This window comes from Atlantibacter sp., from assembly GCF_032062175.1.
Classification (GTDB): domain Bacteria; phylum Pseudomonadota; class Gammaproteobacteria; order Enterobacterales; family Enterobacteriaceae; genus Atlantibacter.
The window spans coordinates 48,146-65,578 of the sequence record NZ_DAMBQK010000004.1 but is presented as its reverse complement, the minus strand read 5'-3'; the positions used below and the strand labels follow the sequence as shown (position 1 = coordinate 65,578).

Annotated in this window: 13 protein-coding genes; 12 read left to right on the top strand and 1 reads right to left on the bottom strand. The window is 54.7% G+C overall.

Annotated features, from left to right (window positions below; genetic code table 11):
- Positions 1-3: 3 nt before the first annotated feature.
- The 7 genes from araA to rluA all read left to right on the top strand — a co-directional run bounded on the left by araA (position 4) and on the right by rluA (position 10,329).
- A complete protein-coding gene (araA, locus tag RT120_RS05740; RefSeq protein ID WP_312980563.1) occupies positions 4-1,506 on the top strand; it encodes an L-arabinose isomerase in 1,503 nt (500 codons plus the stop codon).
- 59 nt (positions 1,507-1,565) lie between these two features.
- Complete coding sequence (gene araD / locus RT120_RS05735) at positions 1,566-2,261, top strand: L-ribulose-5-phosphate 4-epimerase (RefSeq protein WP_312980560.1); 696 nt, start codon at positions 1,566-1,568, stop codon at positions 2,259-2,261.
- 166 nt (positions 2,262-2,427) lie between these two features.
- Complete coding sequence (locus RT120_RS05730) at positions 2,428-3,489, top strand: type I restriction endonuclease (protein ID WP_312980557.1); 1,062 nt, start codon at positions 2,428-2,430, stop codon at positions 3,487-3,489.
- A 130-nt stretch (positions 3,490-3,619) separates the two neighbouring features.
- Positions 3,620-4,186, top strand: a complete 567-nt coding sequence (locus RT120_RS05725; RefSeq protein WP_312980554.1) for a YdcF family protein — start codon at positions 3,620-3,622, stop codon at positions 4,184-4,186.
- A gap of 82 nt (positions 4,187-4,268) precedes the next feature.
- A complete protein-coding gene (polB, locus tag RT120_RS05720; protein ID WP_312980551.1) occupies positions 4,269-6,626 on the top strand; it encodes a DNA polymerase II in 2,358 nt (785 codons plus the stop codon).
- A 130-nt stretch (positions 6,627-6,756) separates the two neighbouring features.
- Positions 6,757-9,663: an RNA polymerase-associated protein RapA gene (gene rapA, locus RT120_RS05715; protein ID WP_312980549.1), complete on the top strand. Its 2,907-nt coding sequence runs from the start codon at positions 6,757-6,759 to the stop codon at positions 9,661-9,663.
- A 12-nt stretch (positions 9,664-9,675) separates the two neighbouring features.
- Positions 9,676-10,329, top strand: a complete 654-nt coding sequence (gene rluA / locus RT120_RS05710) for a bifunctional tRNA pseudouridine(32) synthase/23S rRNA pseudouridine(746) synthase RluA (protein ID WP_312980547.1) — start codon at positions 9,676-9,678, stop codon at positions 10,327-10,329.
- A gap of 40 nt (positions 10,330-10,369) precedes the next feature.
- On the opposite strand, the gene djlA is transcribed toward rluA, so the two are convergent.
- Complete coding sequence (djlA, locus tag RT120_RS05705) at positions 10,370-11,185, bottom strand: co-chaperone DjlA (protein WP_312980546.1); 816 nt, start codon at positions 11,183-11,185, stop codon at positions 10,370-10,372.
- Between the two features lie 361 nt (positions 11,186-11,546).
- Between djlA and lptD the strand changes: the two genes are divergently transcribed.
- The 5 genes from lptD to apaG are packed head-to-tail and all read left to right on the top strand — an operon-like array spanning position 11,547 to position 17,433.
- On the top strand, positions 11,547-13,904 hold the full coding sequence (lptD, locus tag RT120_RS05700) for an LPS assembly protein LptD (protein ID WP_312980545.1): 2,358 nt from the start codon (positions 11,547-11,549) through the stop codon (positions 13,902-13,904).
- A 48-nt stretch (positions 13,905-13,952) separates the two neighbouring features.
- Entirely contained in the window at positions 13,953-15,239 is a 1,287-nt protein-coding gene (surA, locus tag RT120_RS05695; RefSeq protein ID WP_312980543.1) for a peptidylprolyl isomerase SurA, read from the top strand.
- Positions 15,239-16,234, top strand: a complete 996-nt coding sequence (gene pdxA / locus RT120_RS05690; RefSeq protein ID WP_312980541.1) for a 4-hydroxythreonine-4-phosphate dehydrogenase PdxA — start codon at positions 15,239-15,241, stop codon at positions 16,232-16,234. Before surA ends, pdxA begins: the two co-directional genes overlap by 1 nt.
- A complete protein-coding gene (gene rsmA / locus RT120_RS05685) occupies positions 16,231-17,052 on the top strand; it encodes a 16S rRNA (adenine(1518)-N(6)/adenine(1519)-N(6))-dimethyltransferase RsmA (RefSeq protein ID WP_312980539.1) in 822 nt (273 codons plus the stop codon). Before pdxA ends, rsmA begins: the two co-directional genes overlap by 4 nt.
- Before the next feature lie 3 nt (positions 17,053-17,055).
- Positions 17,056-17,433, top strand: coding sequence for a Co2+/Mg2+ efflux protein ApaG (apaG, locus tag RT120_RS05680; protein WP_312980537.1), 378 nt, complete (start codon positions 17,056-17,058; stop codon positions 17,431-17,433).

The following is a 17,433-nucleotide window of genomic DNA, read 5'->3' as shown; positions in this document are numbered from 1 at the left end:
ACAATGACAGCCTTTAGTAAATACGAAGTATGGTTTGTAATCGGCAGCCAACATCTTTATGGCCCGGAAACGCTGCGCCAGGTGACGCAACATGCACAGCAGGTGGTGGATTCCCTGAACAGCGAAGCCAGGCTGCCCTGCAAACTGGTGCTGAAACCGCTCGGCACCTCGCCGGATGAAATCACCGCCATCTGCCGCGACGCGAACTATCACGATAACTGCGCCGGGATGATGGTATGGCTGCACACTTTCTCCCCGGCCAAAATGTGGATCAACGGCCTGAGCATCCTTAACAAGCCGCTGCTGCAATTCCATACCCAGTTCAATGCCCAGATCCCGTGGGACAGCATTGATATGGACTTTATGAACCTGAACCAGACCGCGCACGGCGGCCGCGAGTTCGGCTTTATCGGCGCGCGTATGCGTCAACAGCACAGCGTCGTGACCGGTTACTGGAAAGATCCTCAAGCCCACCAGCGCATCGGCTCCTGGATGCGCCAGGCGGTATCTAAACAGGAAACTCGCCATCTGAAAGTGGTGCGTTTCGGCGATAACATGCGTGAAGTGGCAGTCACCGACGGCGATAAAGTCGCGGCACAAATCAAATTCGGCTTCTCGGTGAACACCTGGGGCGTGGGCGATCTGGTTGCGGTAGTTAACGAAATCAGCAACGGCGACGTCAGCGCGCTGGTCGACGAATATGAAAGCAGCTACCGCCTGACGGCGGCGGCGCAGGTCAACGGCGACAAACGCCAGAACGTGATCGACGCGGCGCGTATCGAACTTGGCATGAAGCGCTTCCTCGAGCAGGGCGGTTTCCATGCCTTCACCACCACGTTTGAAGACCTGCACGGCCTGAAGCAACTGCCAGGCCTGGCAGTACAACGTCTGATGCAACAAGGCTACGGCTTCGCGGGCGAAGGCGACTGGAAAACCGCGGCGCTGCTGCGCATCATGAAAGTGATGTCCGGCGGGCTTAACGGCGGCACCTCGTTTATGGAGGACTACACCTACAACTTCGAATCCGGCAACGACATGGTGCTGGGATCCCATATGCTGGAAGTGTGCCCGTCTATCGCCACCGATGAAAAACCGATCCTTGATGTGCAATACCTGGGCATTGGCGGTAAAGACGATCCAGCGCGCCTGATCTTCTCCAGCAAAACCGGTCCGGGCCTGAACGCCAGCCTGATCGATCTGGGCGATCGTTTCCGCCTGCTGGTTAACTGCGTGGATACCGTTGAAGCGCCTCACGCACTGCCGAAACTGCCGGTAGCGAACGCGCTGTGGAAAGCGCAACCGGATCTGACTACCGCTTCCGAAGCCTGGATTCTGGCGGGCGGGGCACACCATACCGTATTCAGCCACGCGTTAACCCTCGACGATATGCGCCTGTTCGCAGAACTGAACGACATCGAACTGACGGTTATCGACAACGACACCCGCCTGCCAGCGTTCAAAGATGCGCTGCGCTGGAATGAGGTTTACTACGGCTTTAAACGCTAATCACAGGGGAACCTTTGGCCAGCCCAGGTGGCTGGCCCCTTTTTTAGCGGAGGACAACGATGTTAGAAGATCTGAAACGTCAGGTGCTGGAAGCCAACCTTGCGCTACCGGCCCACAATCTGGTTACCCTAACCTGGGGTAATGTCAGCGCCGTCTGTCGCGAGCAGGGCGTGTTTATCATCAAACCGTCGGGCGTGGATTACTCGGTGATGACCGCCGAGGATATGGTAGTGGTCAGCATTGAGACTGGCGAGGTAGTGGAAGGCACTAAAAAGCCTTCTTCGGACACGCCGACCCACCGCCTGCTGTATCAACAGTTCCCCGATATCGGCGGTATTGTGCACACCCATTCCCGCCACGCCACTATCTGGGCACAGGCCGGGAAAAGCATTCCGGCGACCGGTACCACCCATGCCGACTATTTCTACGGCGCAATCCCCTGCACCCGCAAAATGACCGATGCGGAAATTAACGGCGAGTATGAGTGGGATACCGGCACGGTGATCGTCGAAACCTTCCGCGAGCTGGGTATTGAAGCTAAACAGATGCCTGGCGTACTGGTGCATTCCCACGGTCCCTTTGCCTGGGGTAAAGACGCAATGGATGCGGTGCATAATGCGATTGTGATGGAAGAAGTGGCCTATATGGGTATCTTCTGCCGCCAGCTCACTCCCGATCTGCCGCCGATGCAGCAAACGCTGCTGGATAAGCACTATCTGCGTAAGCATGGGGCGAAGGCGTATTACGGGCAGTAATTTAATAAAGAGCAGCTTGTTCTGCTCTTTATTGTTTTTTATTACACAACCGCCTGATGAAATTAACTTTTTTGTAGTTTACTTTTTAAATAAATGACGTTGATCACTGTTTAAAAACCTCCAGTTAAATAACGTCAATATGATCATTTCAACTGGAGTTGCCGACATGGATTTTCTCGAAAGAATCATAAACTTAGCGAATAAGCTTAGACAACAAAAAGACGTTATCGACACTGAAGAAGCGACAAAGAATGCCTTTGTTATGCCCTTTATACATAACATCCTTGGTTACGACGTTTTTGACCCCACAGAAGTTAAACCTGAATTCATTTGTGACGTTGGAACAAAAAAAGGCGAAAAAATAGATTATGCCATTATAAAAGATGGTGAAATTCAGGTACTCATTGAATGTAAGAAAATCGGCGACCCTCTTAATATTAATCACGCATCTCAGCTGTTTAGATACTTTCATGTTACTAACGCGCGCATCTCAATTCTCACTAATGGGCAAGTCTATCAGTTTTTTACCGATCTTGACGCACCAAATAAAATGGATGAGAAACCCTTTCTTGAATTTGATCTGTTAAATATTGAAGATAACTTGATCCCTGAACTAAAAAAATTAACAAAATCCGCATTTGATATCGATTCTATCATCAGCGCGGCAGGTGAATTAAAGTATGTAAGTCAGATTAAAAAAGTGCTGTCCTCCCAGTTAAATAATCCTGAAGAAGATTTTGTTAAGTTCTTTGCATCCCGCGTTTATGACGGTATGCTCACACCTAAAGTAAAGGAAACTTTCGCCGTACTGACTAAGAAAGCTACAACGCAGTTTATTACCGATCAGGTTAATGAAAGACTTAAATCCGCAATCTCAAGCACAACAGAAAAACCAGGCGAACCCCAGGAAAGACCGGCTGATGCTAACCAGGAAAATGAGATTATAACCACTGAAGAGGAGCTGGAAGGGTTTTACATTGTTAAAGGGATTATTCGTACTATTATTGATCCTACCCGTATATCTCAAAGAGATACAAAAAGCTACTTTGGCATTTTAATCGATGATAATAACCGCAAGCCCGTTTGTAGATTGCATTTTAATCGTGCTCAAAAATATATAGGGATTATTGACTCCGAAAAAAATGAAGTACGACATCCTATCTCAAGCATTGACGATATCTATAACTATACTGAACAACTTAAAGAAACCGTTGGAAGCTATTTATAAGCATGGCTGAAAGCCAGTGGATAAACTGGCTTTTTCAGAAATCATATATTCCGCTCTCTTTGTAATCATTATAGAGTCGCTGATTATCTTTATTTTTGAGAGCGCCAGCATGAAAATCACCAGGATATTTTTGATAATTTTGTTATTTACATTAGTTGCCCTGTTCGCCATCAACGCCCTCTCAATCTACCAATACAGTCTGCGTGACGAAACCCATACTGCCGACTGCGCTATCGTCGCAGGCGCGGCGGTGACGGACGATCGTCCCTCCCCCGTTTTCCAGGAGCGGCTTAACCATGCAGTAGCGTTATACCGCGATGGCTATGTCAAAACGCTGATTGTCACTGGCGGTTATTCACATGATAACGCGCTATCCGATGCTGCCGTCGCCCGTCGCTATTTGCTGGCGCAAAACGTGCCTGACCAGGCGATTCTGGTGGAAGATCGCTCTCAGGTTACCCGCGAAAACCTGCGCTATGCCAAAGGGATCATGGCGTTGAATCAACTGCATAATGCGCTGATCGTCAGCGATCCGCTGCATATGAAGCGAATTATGTTGATTGCCCAGGATGAAAGGATCGAGGCCTGGACATCGCCTACGCAAACCAGCCGCTTTCGCTCATTTAGCGCTAAAACCACGTTCCTGTTGCGTGAGACCTTCTGGTACTCCCTGTATCGTGTTTATCGCGTACTTTAACCCTGCCAGTACTGTACAAAACACCAGCGTCATAATGAAATTCAGGCTATAATCAGGCCTGGTTTTTTAGCGGGAAATGAGCGTGGCAGAGACGCGGCAGGGGTTTGTTCTGACCCGACACTGGCGGGATACGCCACAGGGCACTGAAGTGCAATTCTGGCTGGCGACCGACCAGGGGCCGCTGTGCGTGACGTTGCCTGCGCAGGAGTCCGTCGCGTTCATCCCACACGCTCAGCGCACCCGCGTGGAACGTGTGCTGGCGGGCGAATCGTATCGTCTTGAACCTCTTTCCCTGCGTGATTTTCATCAGCAGCCGGTATGCGGCCTCTATTTCCGTCAGCATCGTCAACTCATGCGCTGCGAGAAACTGCTGCGCGAAGCGGGCGTCACGGTCTATGAAGCCGATGTCCGTCCGCCCGAGCGCTACCTGATGGAGCGGTTTATCACCGCGCCGGTCTGGGTCAGCGGCGAGATGCGCGGCGGCGGGCTGCGTGACACGAAGATGAAGCCGAACCCGGCGTACCGCCCAGCGCTAAAATGGGTCTCGCTGGATATCGAAACTAACCGCCATGGGGAACTCTACTGCATCGGCCTTGAAGGTTGCGGTGAGCGCACCGTGTACATGCTCGGGCCGGAAAACGGCGACGCAACCGGGCTGGACTTCAAACTCGAATACGTTGCCAGCCGTCCGCAACTGCTGGAAAAACTTAACGCCTGGTTTGCCGAATTCGATCCCGATGTGCTGATCGGCTGGAACGTGATCCAGTTCGATTTAAAAATGCTGCAAAAACACGCCGAACGCTATGGCATCCCGCTGCGTCTCGGGCGCAACAACCAGGAAATCGAGTGGCGCGAGCACGGTTTTAAAGCCGGGGTATTTTTCGCCCAGGCGCCGGGCCGGTTGATGATTGACGGCATCGATGCGCTGAAATCGGCGTTCTGGAGCTTTTCTTCTTTCTCGCTGGAAGCAGTATCGCAGGAGCTATTGGGTGAAGGGAAAGCTATCGACACCCCCTGGGACCGGATGGCAGAAATCGACCGCCGCTTTGCTGAAGATAAACCGGCGCTGGCGACCTATAACCTGAAAGATTGCGAGCTGGTCACGCGCATCTTCCACAAAACCGAGATCATGCCGTTTCTGCTGGAGCGCTCGACGGTCAACGGGCTGCCGGCGGATCGTCACGGCGGGTCGGTGGCATCGTTCAGCCACCTTTATTTTCCGCGTATGCACCGCGCCGGTTTTGTGGCCCCGAATCTGGGCGATGTACCGCCCCAGGCGAGCCCAGGCGGTTATGTGATGGATTCGCGTCCAGGACTGTACGATTCGGTACTGGTGCTCGACTACAAAAGCCTTTACCCGTCGATTATCCGCACTTTTTTGATCGACCCGGTGGGCCTGATAGAAGGCCTGGCGCAGCCCGATGAAGAGCACAGCGTGGAAGGCTATCTTAATGCCCGTTTCTCGCGTACTAACCACTGCTTACCGGGGATCGTTTCGCAAATCTGGCTGGGACGTGAAGAGGCCAAAAAGCACGGCAACAAACCGCTCTCCCAGGCGCTGAAAATTATCATGAATGCCTTTTACGGCGTGTTGGGCACCAGCGCATGCCGGTTCTTCGACCCGCGCCTGGCGTCCTCCATTACGCTGCGTGGACATGACATCATGCGCCAGACCAAAGCGCTCATTGAGGCGGAGGGCTACGACGTGATTTACGGCGATACCGACTCGACCTTCGTGTGGCTAAAAAAGCCGTATGATAACGCCCAGGCCAGCGAAATCGGCAACGCCCTGATCGCCAAAGTCAACCAGTGGTGGCGCGAGCATCTGAAACAAACCCTGAACGTGGAAAGCGCGCTGGAGCTGGAGTTCGAAACCCATTTTACGCGCTTTTTAATGCCCACCATCCGCGGCGCAGAGATGGGCAGCAAGAAACGCTATGCCGGGTTGATAGAGCAAGACGGCGAGCAGCGTATGGTGTTTAAAGGGCTCGAGACGGTACGCACCGACTGGACGCCGCTGGCGCAAAATTTCCAGCAGGCGCTGTATCTAAAAATATTTCGCCGCGAGCCGTACCAGGATTTTGTACGCGAGACCATCGCCAAACTGCTGAACGGCGAACTCGACGACCAACTGGTTTACCGCAAACGCCTGCGCCGCCCGTTAAAAGAGTATCAGCGCAACGTGCCGCCCCATGTGCGTGCCGCGCGGCTGGCGGATGAAGAAAACGCCCGGCTCGGCAGGCCTGCCCAGTACCAGAATCGCGGTACGATCAAATATGTCTGGACCATGAACGGGCCGGAACCTCGCGACTATCAGCGTTCGCCGCTGGATTACGATCATTACCTGACACGCCAGCTCCAGCCGGTGGCAGATGGAATTTTACCTTTCATGAAGGATGACTTTGCTACACTGATGACAGGGCAACTGGGGTTATTTTGACAGGTGACGAACGCGTTACCATCCAGTACCATAGCGCCCTTTCCTATTCTGAATCCCATTTACTGCACCGCGCAGCTTTTTGCGGTGGACATACTATTGCCTGCAAATTATTAACCAGAGCCGAACAGATATGCCTTTTACACTTGGTCAACGTTGGATTAGCGACACGGAAAGCGAACTTGGACTAGGAACCGTGGTAGCGCTGGATGCGCGTATGGTCACTTTGCTTTTCCCTGCTACCGGCGAAAACCGTCTGTATGCCCGTAATGATTCCCCCATCACCCGCGTGATGTTTAACCCCGGCGACACTATTACCAGCCACGACGGCTGGCAGTTAAAAGTGGACGATGTCGCCGAAGAAAATGGGCTGCTCGCCTATACCGGAACCCGGCTCGATACCCAGGAGGAGAACGTCACCCTGCGTGAAGTGTTCCTCGACAGCAAGCTGGTGTTCAGTAAACCGCAGGACCGCCTGTTTGCCGGGCAAATCGACCGAATGGATCGCTTCGCCCTGCGCTTTCGCGCCCGCCGCTACCAGAGCGAGCAGTACCGTATGCCGTGGAGCGGCCTGCGCGGCCAGCGCACTAACCTGATCCCACATCAGTTGCACATTGCTAATGACGTGGGCCGCCGCCATGCGCCGCGCGTATTGCTGGCAGATGAAGTGGGTCTCGGTAAAACCATCGAAGCGGGCATGATTATTCATCAGCAACTGCTGGCGGGCGCGGCGGAACGCGTGCTGATCGTGGTGCCGGAAACCCTGCAACACCAGTGGCTGGTGGAAATGCTGCGCCGCTTTAATCTACGCTTCGCGCTGTTTGACGACGATCGCTACGCCGAAGCCCAGCACGATGCCGATAACCCGTTCGAGACCGAGCAACTGGTGATCTGCTCGCTGGATTTCGTGCGCCGCAATAAACAGCGCCTTGAGCACCTGTGCGAAGCCGAATGGGATTTGATGGTGGTGGATGAAGCCCACCATCTGGTGTGGAGCGAAGCCGCGCCGAGCCGTGAATATCTGGCGATTGAACAGTTGGCGGCGCAGGTTCCCGGCGTGCTGCTGTTGACCGCAACCCCGGAACAGCTGGGCCTGGAAAGCCACTTCGCCCGTTTGCGCCTGCTGGATCCGAACCGCTTCCACGATTTCGAGCAGTTTGTTGAAGAACAACAAAATTACCGCCCGGTCGCGGATGCCGTCGCCATGCTGCTGGCGGGCAAACATCTTTCCAATGACGAACTGAATACCCTGAGCGAACTGATTGGCGAGCAGGATATCGAACCGCTGCTGCAAACCGCTAACAGCACCCGCGATGGCGCGGGCGCGGCGCGTCAGGAACTGATTTCCATGCTGTTGGACCGCCACGGCACCAGCCGCGTGCTGTTCCGCAACACCCGTAACGGCGTGAAAGGCTTTCCGAAGCGCGAGTTGCATACCGTTAAACTGCCGCTGCCGACCCAGTACCAGACGGCGATTAAAGTCTCCGGGATTATGGGCGCGCGTAAATCTGCCGAAGAGCGCGCCCGCGACATGCTGTATCCGGAACAGATTTATCAGGAGTTTGAAGGCGATACCGGAACCTGGTGGAACTTCGACCCGCGCGTTGACTGGTTGATGGGCTATCTCACCAGCCATCGCTCGCAGAAAGTGCTGGTGATCTGCGCCAAAGCCACCACCGCGTTGCAGCTTGAGCAGGTGCTGCGCGAGCGTGAAGGTATTCGTGCGGCGGTGTTCCATGAAGGGATGTCTATTGTCGAGCGCGACCGCGCGGCGGCGTGGTTCTCTGAAGAGGATACCGGCGCGCAGGTGCTACTGTGTTCTGAAATCGGCTCCGAAGGCCGTAACTTCCAGTTCGCCAGCCATCTGGTGATGTTCGACCTGCCGTTCAACCCGGACTTGCTGGAACAGCGTATTGGCCGTCTCGACCGTATCGGCCAGGCGCACGATATTCAGATCCTGGTGCCGTGGCTGGAAAAAACCGCGCAGTCGGTGCTGGTGCGCTGGTATCACGAAGGGCTGGACGCATTCGAGCATACCTGCCCGACGGGCCGTACTATTTATGACAGCGTTTATAACGAGCTGATCAACTATCTGGCCGCGCCGGAAGAAACCGAAGGCTTTGATGAACTGATTAAGTCGTGCCGCGACCAGCATGATGCCTTAAAAGCGCAACTGGAACAGGGCCGCGACCGCCTGCTGGAAATCAACTCCAACGGCGGCGAGCAGGCGCAGGCGTTAGCGGAATCCATCGCTGAACAGGATAACGATACCGGTCTGGTGAACTTCGCCATGAACCTGTTCGATATCATCGGCATCAATCAGGACGATCGCGGCGAGCATATGATCGTGCTGACCCCGTCCGACCATATGCTGGTGCCGGATTTCCCGGGCCTGCCGGAAGACGGGTGCACCATCACCTTTAACCGCGATGTGGCGTTGTCTCGCGAAGATGCGCAGTTCATCACCTGGGAACATCCGCTGATCCGCAACGGCCTGGATCTGATCCTGTCCGGCGATACCGGCAGTTGCGCCCTGTCGCTGCTGAAAAACAAAGCGCTGCCGGTGGGTACGCTGTTGCTTGAACTGATTTATGTGGTGGAAGCCAAAGCGCCGAAGCAGTTGCAGCTCAACCGCTTCCTGCCGTCAACGCCGATCCGCATGCTGGTGGATAAAAACGGCACTAACCTCGCGGCGCAGGTAGAGTTTGAAAGCTTCAACCGCCAACTCAGCGCGGTGAACCGCCACACCAGCAGCAAACTGGTGAACGCGGTACAGCAGGACGTGCATGCCATTCTGCAACTGGCGGAAAGCAAGGTAGAAAGCGCGGCGCAGGCGTTAATTAAGACGGCGCGCGAAGAAGCCGATGAAAAACTGTCTGCTGAACTGTCGCGTCTTGAAGCCCTGAGAGCGGTCAACCCCAATATCCGTGATGATGAACTCGCGGCAATTGAGAGCAACCGTGATCAGGTGCTGGCAAGCCTTAATGAAGCAAGCTGGCGGCTGGACGCGCTGCGCCTGATCGTCGTTACGCATCAGTAATCGGGAAACACTATGCTGGAAGCCTATCATCCTGCAACCGATCCCTGGCTGGTCGTCCTGTATCAGGACGACCATATCATGGTGGTCAATAAGCCGAGCGGGCTGCTCTCTGTCCCCGGCCGGCTCGAAGAGCACAAAGACAGCGTGATGACGCGTATACAGCGCGATTATCCGCAGGCGGAATCGGTGCATCGTCTGGATATGGCGACCAGCGGCGTGATCGTGGTGGCACTCACCAAAGCCGCCGAGCGCGAACTGAAGCGCCAGTTTCGCGAACGCGAACCGAGCAAGCAGTACGTCGCCCGGGTGTGGGGACATCCGCCGGAAAAAGGCCTGGTGGATTTACCGCTGATTTGCGACTGGCCGAACCGGCCAAAGCAGAAGGTGTGTTATGAAACCGGCAAAGCGGCGCAAACCGAGTATGAAGTGCTGGAGTACGGCGAGGATAATACCGCTCGGGTGCTGCTAAAGCCGATTACCGGGCGCTCTCACCAGTTGCGCGTACATATGCTGGCGCTGGGTCATCCGATTTTAGGGGATCGTTTCTACGCTACCCCGGAAGCCTTAGTGCTGGCGCCGCGCCTGCTGCTGCACGCCCAGACGCTGACCATCACCCATCCGAAATTCGACAGTGCGATGACGTTCCGCGCGCCCGTCGACTTCTGAACCTGCACCGTTGCCTTCAGCCTGAAGGCAACGTTCCTGGTTATTTAAAGCCTTTCGTCGTTTTAATCAGATCGTAAGCTTTTTGAATTTCCTGCGCTTTCTGCTTCGCCATTTGCATCATTTCCGGCGGTAACCCTTTGGCAACCAGCTTATCGGGATGGTGTTCGCTCATCAGCTTGCGATACGCACGCTTAATGGTGGTGGGTTCATCCGTCGGTTTTACGCCCAGCACGTTACAGGCGTCTTCCAGCGTCGGGCCCTGTGGCGCTTGCTGCCACGGTCCTTGCTGATGCCCCTGCTGCCCGCCACCGCTGAACTGCGCGCCGCCCTGCATCATGCGCAGGAACTGGTCGAACTGGGTGCGGGAAATCCCCAACTCTTCGGCAATGATGTACAGCACTTCGCGCTCATTGGGATGCAGGGAGCCGTCGGCGAACGCCGTCTGGATCTGAATTTCCAGAAACATCCGAATTAAATCGAAACGACCAAAACAGATGCCGCGCAACTGGCGCATTTTTTCGCGCAACGGGTAACCCGGCTCTTTGCCCACGCGAAACGCGTTCTGCGCGGCGATGCGCGAATTACCATGCAAATCCATCCGGTCCATAAACAGCGACGCCATATGGATATCTGCCTGAGTCACACGCCCTTTTGATTTAGTGAGATGCCCCATCACTTCAAATGTGGTGGTGAAAAACAGCGATTGCCGCTGTTGTTGCGTACTAAAAAACGCCATCCGCCGACTGCGCGCTTTGTCAAAAAAGTGACCGATCAGCAAACCTAACACGACGCCCCAAAAGCCACCGCCCATCATCAGGGCCATCGCCACGCCAACTATTTTTCCCCAATACTGCATAGACTCCCCAAATCGTCAGGCTGCTGGACAGGCGATATTCCCTTTTTGCGCGCGTTTTACGCGGTATCAGGGCCTTTTAGCCCGGCGTTGACGCCACGGTCAACTGCGGGACATCGCCTATAATTTGCTTTATCATACCCGTCATTCAAAGCCGTGCCTAACAAACAGGCTCGAAAGCGGGCAGGATTAACACTAGCGCTGTGGTAATGAGTCAGTTAGTCTCTGACCGTTTGCCAGCGCTATACCCTTTTGATTCTTTCAGGTTGCATCTATGCTCACGTGCGACCAGGCGCATGATGCATTCTTGATCCTGAACGATGACGGGGACAGGCCACTGATGACGGAACAACGAATAACACGTATGAAAAAACGTATTCCCACCTTGCTGGCCACCATGATTGGCGCAGCCCTCTATAGCCAACACGGTATGGCTGCAGACCTCGCTTCACAGTGTATGCTTGGCGTGCCCAGCTACAACCGTCCTCTGGTAGAAGGGGAACCCAACAGCCAGCCCGTGACAATTAACGCGGATAGCGCGAAAGGCGATTATCCCGATAACGCCGTGTTTGGCGGTAATGTGGATATCCAACAGGGCAACAGCCGCTTACAGGCGGATGAAGTTCAGTTGCATCAAAAACAGGTCGAAGGCCAGCCGGATCCGGTACGCACCGTCGATGCCCTGGGTAACGTTCACTACGACGATAACCAGGTGATCCTCAAAGGGCCGAAAGCCTGGTCGAACCTGAACACCAAAGATACCAACGTCTGGGAAGGCGATTACCAGATGGTAGGACGTCAGGGCCGCGGAAAGGCAGACGTCATGAAGCAGCGCGGCGAAAACCGCTACACCATCCTGGAAAACGGCACCTTTACTTCGTGCCTGCCGGGTTCAGATACCTGGAGCGTGGTGGGCAGCGAAGTGATCCACGACCGTGAAGAGCAGGTCGCGGAGATCTGGAATGCCCGGTTTAAACTGGGCCCGGTGCCGGTTTTTTATAGCCCGTATTTGCAGCTTCCGGTGGGCGATAAGCGCCGCTCCGGTTTTTTGATCCCCAATGCCAAATACAGTACTAATAACGGTATTCAGTTCTCGCTGCCTTATTACTGGAACATCGCGCCGAACTTCGATGCCACCATCACGCCGAACTACATGGAGAAACGTGGTACCCAGTGGCAGAACGAATTCCGCTATCTGACCCAGGCGGGTGCCGGTTTGATGGAGTTTGATTATCTCGGTTCCGACGACCAGTTCCAGGACGATCACCCGCAGGAAAGCGACAAGCACCGCTGGCTCTATTACTGGAACCATAGCGGGGTGATGAATCAGGTTTGGCGCTTTAACGTTGACTACACCAAAGTCAGCGATCCGTATTATTTTAACGACTTTAGCTCAACCTACGGTTCCAGCACCGACGGCTACGCCACGCAGAAATTCAGCGCCGGTTATGCCAACGAGAACTTTGACGCCACCGTATCCAGCAAAAAATTCCAGGTATTTAATACCCAGGCAGGCAATACCTACGGTGCCGAGCCGCAGTTGGATGTGAACTGGTACCAGAACAATGTCGGTCCGTTTGATACCCGTATTTATGGCCAGGCGGTGAGATTCGTTAACGTAAACGAAAACTACCCTGAAGCGACCCGCGTACACATTGAGCCAACCATCAGCCTGCCACTGTCGAATCAGTGGGGTAGCATCAATACCGAGGCAAAACTGCTGGCTACGCACTATCAGCAGGATAATATCGAGCACTTCCAGAATTACCTGGGCGGCAATAATGAAGCGGCTAACAAGCTTAAAGAATCGGTAAGCCGTACTCTGCCGCAGTTCAAAATTGACGGCAAAATGGTGTTTGAGCGGGACATGAACTGGGCGGAAGGCTACTCCCAGACGCTGGAACCGCGCGCGCAATACCTGTATGTGCCCTATCGCGATCAGAGCAGTATCAATAACTTCGACTCCTCTCTGTTGCAGTCAGACTACTCCGGCCTGTTCCGCGATCGGACCTATGGCGGCCTTGACCGTATCGCTTCGGCTAATCAGGTCACGACTGGTGTGACATCGCGTATTTATGATCAAGAAGCGATTGAACGTTTTAACGTTTCCGTTGGTCAAATCTACTATTTCACCGAGTCCCGTACCGGTGATGAAGATATCAACTGGGAAAAAGACAAGAAAACCGGCTCTATCCTGTGGGCGGCGGACACCTACTGGCGCATCTCCGATCGTTGGGGCCTGCGCGGCGGCGTTCAGTACGATACCCGTCTGGATAATGTCGCCACCGGCAGTAGCGCCATTGAATACCGCCGCGACGAAGACCGTTTGATGCAGTTGAACTATCGCTATGCCAGCCCGGAATATATCCAGGCGACATTGCCTTCGTTCTCTGAAGCTACCCAGTATAAAGACGGCATCTCTCAGGTTGGCGTCACGGCAAGTTGGCCGATCGTCGATCGCTGGTCCGTAGTGGGCGCGTACTACTACGACACCAATGCGAAAAAGCCGGCCGATCAGATGCTTGGCGTGCAGTATAGCTCCTGCTGTTATGCCATCCGCGTGGGTTATGAGCGGAAAATTAACGGTTGGGAAAATGACCAGAGCAAATATGACAATGTGTTTGGCTTCAACGTTGAACTGCGTGGCCTGAGCTCGAACTACGGTCTCGGCACCCAGCAGATGTTGCGTTCGAACATTCTGCCGTATCAAAGCTCGCTGTAAGCCTTGATGTATATACTCCGCTTTGCGATTAATCATAATGGAAAAGGTATGAAGAACTGGAAAACGCTGCTTCTTGGTCTCACCCTGGTGGTGAATGCCAGTTTCGCTGCGCCGCAGGTTGTCGATAAAGTCGCCGCCGTCGTGAATAACGGCGTGGTGCTGGAAAGTGACGTTGATGGTCTGATGCAGTCCGTGAAGCTCAACGCGGGCCAGGCTGGCCAACAGCTTCCAGATGACGTGACCCTGCGTCATCAAATTCTGGAACGTCTGATCATGGACCAGATTATCCTGCAAATGGGCCAGAAAATGGGCGTCAAAATTAGCGATGAGCAGCTCGATCAGGCCATCGCGAATATCGCGAAGCAGAACAACATGACCCTGGACCAGATGCGTAGCCGTCTGGCCTACGATGGTCTCAATTACAACACCTACCGGAGTCAGATTCGTAAAGAGATGACGATTTCCGAAGTGCGTAATAACGAAGTACGCCGTCGCGTGACCATTCTGCCGCAGGAAGTCGAATCCCTTGCGCAGCAGGTGGGCAACCAAAACGACGCCAGCACCGAATTGAACCTGAGCCACATCCTGATCCCGCTGCCGGAAAACCCGACGGCGGATCAAGTCGGCGAAGCGGAAAGCCAGGCGCGCTCTATTGTCGACCAGGCGAAAAACGGTGGTGATTTCGGTAAATTAGCCATTGCTTACTCCGCAGACCAACAGGCGCTGAAAGGCGGCCAGATGGGCTGGGGACGTATTCAGGAGCTGCCGTCCATCTTTGGTCAGGCGCTGAGCACCGCCAAAAAAGGCGATGTTGTCGGCCCAATCCGTTCAGGCGTGGGCTTCCACATTCTAAAAGTGAACGATCTGCGCGGCCAGTCGCAAAGCATTTCGGTGACCGAAGTGCATGCGCGCCATATTCTGCTGCGTCCGTCGCCGATCATGACTGACGATCAGGCGCGCGTGAAGCTGGAACAGATCGCCGCTGATATCAAGAGCGGGAAAACCAGTTTTGCCGCTGCTGCGCGTGAGTTCTCCCAGGATCCGGGCTCTGCCAACCAGGGCGGCGATATGGGTTGGTCTTCACCTGACGTTTACGATCCGGCCTTCCGCGATGCGCTGATGAAACTGCAAAAAGGCCAGATCAGCTCACCAGTGCACTCTTCCTTCGGCTGGCACCTGATTGAGCTGATGGATACCCGCAACGTCGATAAGACCGATGCGGCGCAAAAAGATCGTGCTTACCGGATGCTGTTCAACCGTAAGTTCTCGGAAGAAGCAGCGACGTGGATGCAGGAACAGCGCGCCAGCGCTTACGTCAAAGTTCTGAGCAACTAATGACCAACACCTGGCGTGTGGTAATCACTCCCGGCGAACCCGCCGGGATTGGTCCCGAGCTGGTCGCGATGCTTGCGCAGCGCGACTGGCCCGTCGAACTGGTGGTCTGCGCCGACCCGCAACTTCTCCTGGCTCGCGCCAGCCTGCTTAATCTCCCCCTCACGCTCCATCCCTTCCAGCCCGATACGCCACCGCGCCCCCAGCAAAAAGGATCACTGACCGTGCTGCCGGTATCTCTGCGCGCGCCGTCCGTCGCCGGGCAACTGGAAGTGGAGAACAGCCATTACGTGGTGGAAACCTTAGCCCGCGCCTGCGACGGTTGCATCAACGGCGAGTTCGCCGCGCTGATCACCGGCCCGGTGCATAAAGGCATTATCAATGATGCCGGTATCCCGTTTACCGGCCATACAGAATTTTTCGAAGAGCGCGCCCACAGCCATAAAGTGGTGATGATGCTGGCGACCGATACGCTGCGCGTGGCGCTGGCCACCACGCACCTGCCGCTGCGCGCGATTGCAGACGCCATCACCCCCGCGCTGCTGCGTGAAATCATCACTATTTTGCACAGCGATTTGCAGACCAAATTCGGCATCCCGCAACCGCATATTCTGGTGTGCGGCCTGAATCCCCATGCGGGCGAAGGCGGACACATGGGCACCGAAGAGATCGACACCCTGATCCCGGTGCTGACCGAAATGCGCGCCAAAGGCATGAATCTTACCGGGCCACTCCCGGCAGATACGCTTTTCCAGCCCAAATATCTCGATCATGCCGACGCGGTGCTCGCGATGTACCACGATCAGGGCCTGCCCGTGCTAAAATACCAGGGCTTTGGCCGCGCGGTGAATATCACGCTCGGTCTACCCTTTATTCGTACCTCGGTCGACCACGGCACCGCGCTTGAACTGGCCGGCCAGGGGACTGCCGACGTGGGCAGTTTTATCACGGCGCTTAATCTCGCCACCAGCATGGTTTTTAACAGTAATAATCAATGAATAATCGAGTTCACCAGGGTCATTTAGCCCGCAAACGTTTTGGGCAAAACTTTCTTAACGATCAATTTGTTATTGAGAGCATTGTCTCGGCCATTCATCCGCAAAAAGGCCAGGCGATGGTCGAAATCGGCCCAGGTCTTGGCGCATTAACCGAGCCGGTAGGCGAACGTCTGGATAAGATGACGGTCATCGAACTTGACCGCGATCTGGCGGCGCGCCTGCAAACCCATCCGTTCCTGGCACCGAAGCTGACCATTTATCAGCAGGACGCCATGACCATGGATTTCGGCGAGTTGTCCCGTACGCTGGGCCAGCCGCTGCGCGTGTTCGGCAACCTGCCGTACAACATTTCCACGCCGCTGATGTTCCATCTCTTTAGCTATACTGATGCGATTGCCGATATGCACTTTATGTTGCAAAAAGAAGTGGTCAATCGCTTGGTTGCAGGGCCGAACAGTAAAGCGTATGGTCGTTTAAGCGTGATGGCGCAGTACTACTGCCAGATTATCCCGGTGCTGGAAGTGCCGCCGACGGCGTTTACTCCACCGCCCAAAGTCGACTCCGCCGTGGTGCGCCTGGTGCCTTACACCACGTTGCCGCACCCGGTAAAAGAGATCCGTCTGCTGAGCCGTATTACCACCGAAGCGTTTAACCAACGCCGTAAAACCATCCGCAACAGCCTGGGTAATGTGTTCAGCCTCGACGCGCTGGAAAGCCTGGGTATCGACCCGGCGCTGCGTGCGGAAAACATTTCGGTCGCGCAATATTGTCAGTTGGCCAATTATTTAGCTGATAATCCGCCCTCGAAGGAGAGCTAAGCTATGTTAAATTCGCCCCGTGTTTGTGTGCAGGTTCAGAGCGTTTACATCGAATCGCAATCGTCTCCTGATGAAGAACGTTTCGTGTTTGCTTATACCGTGACCATCCGCAACCTGGGGCGATCGCCTGTCCAGTTGTTAGGTCGTTACTGGCTAATTACCAACGGCAACGGACGGGAAACTGAAGTTCAGGGCGAAGGGGTTGTCGGCGAACAGCCCCATATCGCGCCGGGAAGCGAATATCAGTACACCAGCGGCGCGGTCATCGAAACGCCGCTGGGCACCATGGAAGGCCATTATCATATGGTGGATGAGCAAGGCAATACGTTCAGCGTCGCCATACCCGTTTTCCGTCTCTGCGTTCCAACACTCATTCATTGA

Bases quoted from the DNA above. Each gene is read 5' to 3' on its own strand.
- rluA (WP_312980547.1), top strand. From the start codon at position 9,676: ATGCTGGAAGCCTATCATCCTGCAACCGATCCCTGGCTGGTCGTCCTG.
- surA (WP_312980543.1), top strand. From the start codon at position 13,953: ATGAAGAACTGGAAAACGCTGCTTCTTGGTCTCACCCTGGTGGTGAAT.
- lptD (WP_312980545.1), top strand. From the start codon at position 11,547: ATGAAAAAACGTATTCCCACCTTGCTGGCCACCATGATTGGCGCAGCC.
- RT120_RS05730 (WP_312980557.1), top strand. From the start codon at position 2,428: ATGGATTTTCTCGAAAGAATCATAAACTTAGCGAATAAGCTTAGACAA.
- pdxA (WP_312980541.1), top strand. From the start codon at position 15,239: ATGACCAACACCTGGCGTGTGGTAATCACTCCCGGCGAACCCGCCGGG.
- apaG (WP_312980537.1), top strand. From the start codon at position 17,056: ATGTTAAATTCGCCCCGTGTTTGTGTGCAGGTTCAGAGCGTTTACATC.
- rapA (WP_312980549.1), top strand. From the start codon at position 6,757: ATGCCTTTTACACTTGGTCAACGTTGGATTAGCGACACGGAAAGCGAA.
- djlA (WP_312980546.1), bottom strand. From the start codon at position 11,185: ATGCAGTATTGGGGAAAAATAGTTGGCGTGGCGATGGCCCTGATGATG.
- araD (WP_312980560.1), top strand. From the start codon at position 1,566: ATGTTAGAAGATCTGAAACGTCAGGTGCTGGAAGCCAACCTTGCGCTA.
- rsmA (WP_312980539.1), top strand. From the start codon at position 16,231: ATGAATAATCGAGTTCACCAGGGTCATTTAGCCCGCAAACGTTTTGGG.
- araA (WP_312980563.1), top strand. From the start codon at position 4: ATGACAGCCTTTAGTAAATACGAAGTATGGTTTGTAATCGGCAGCCAA.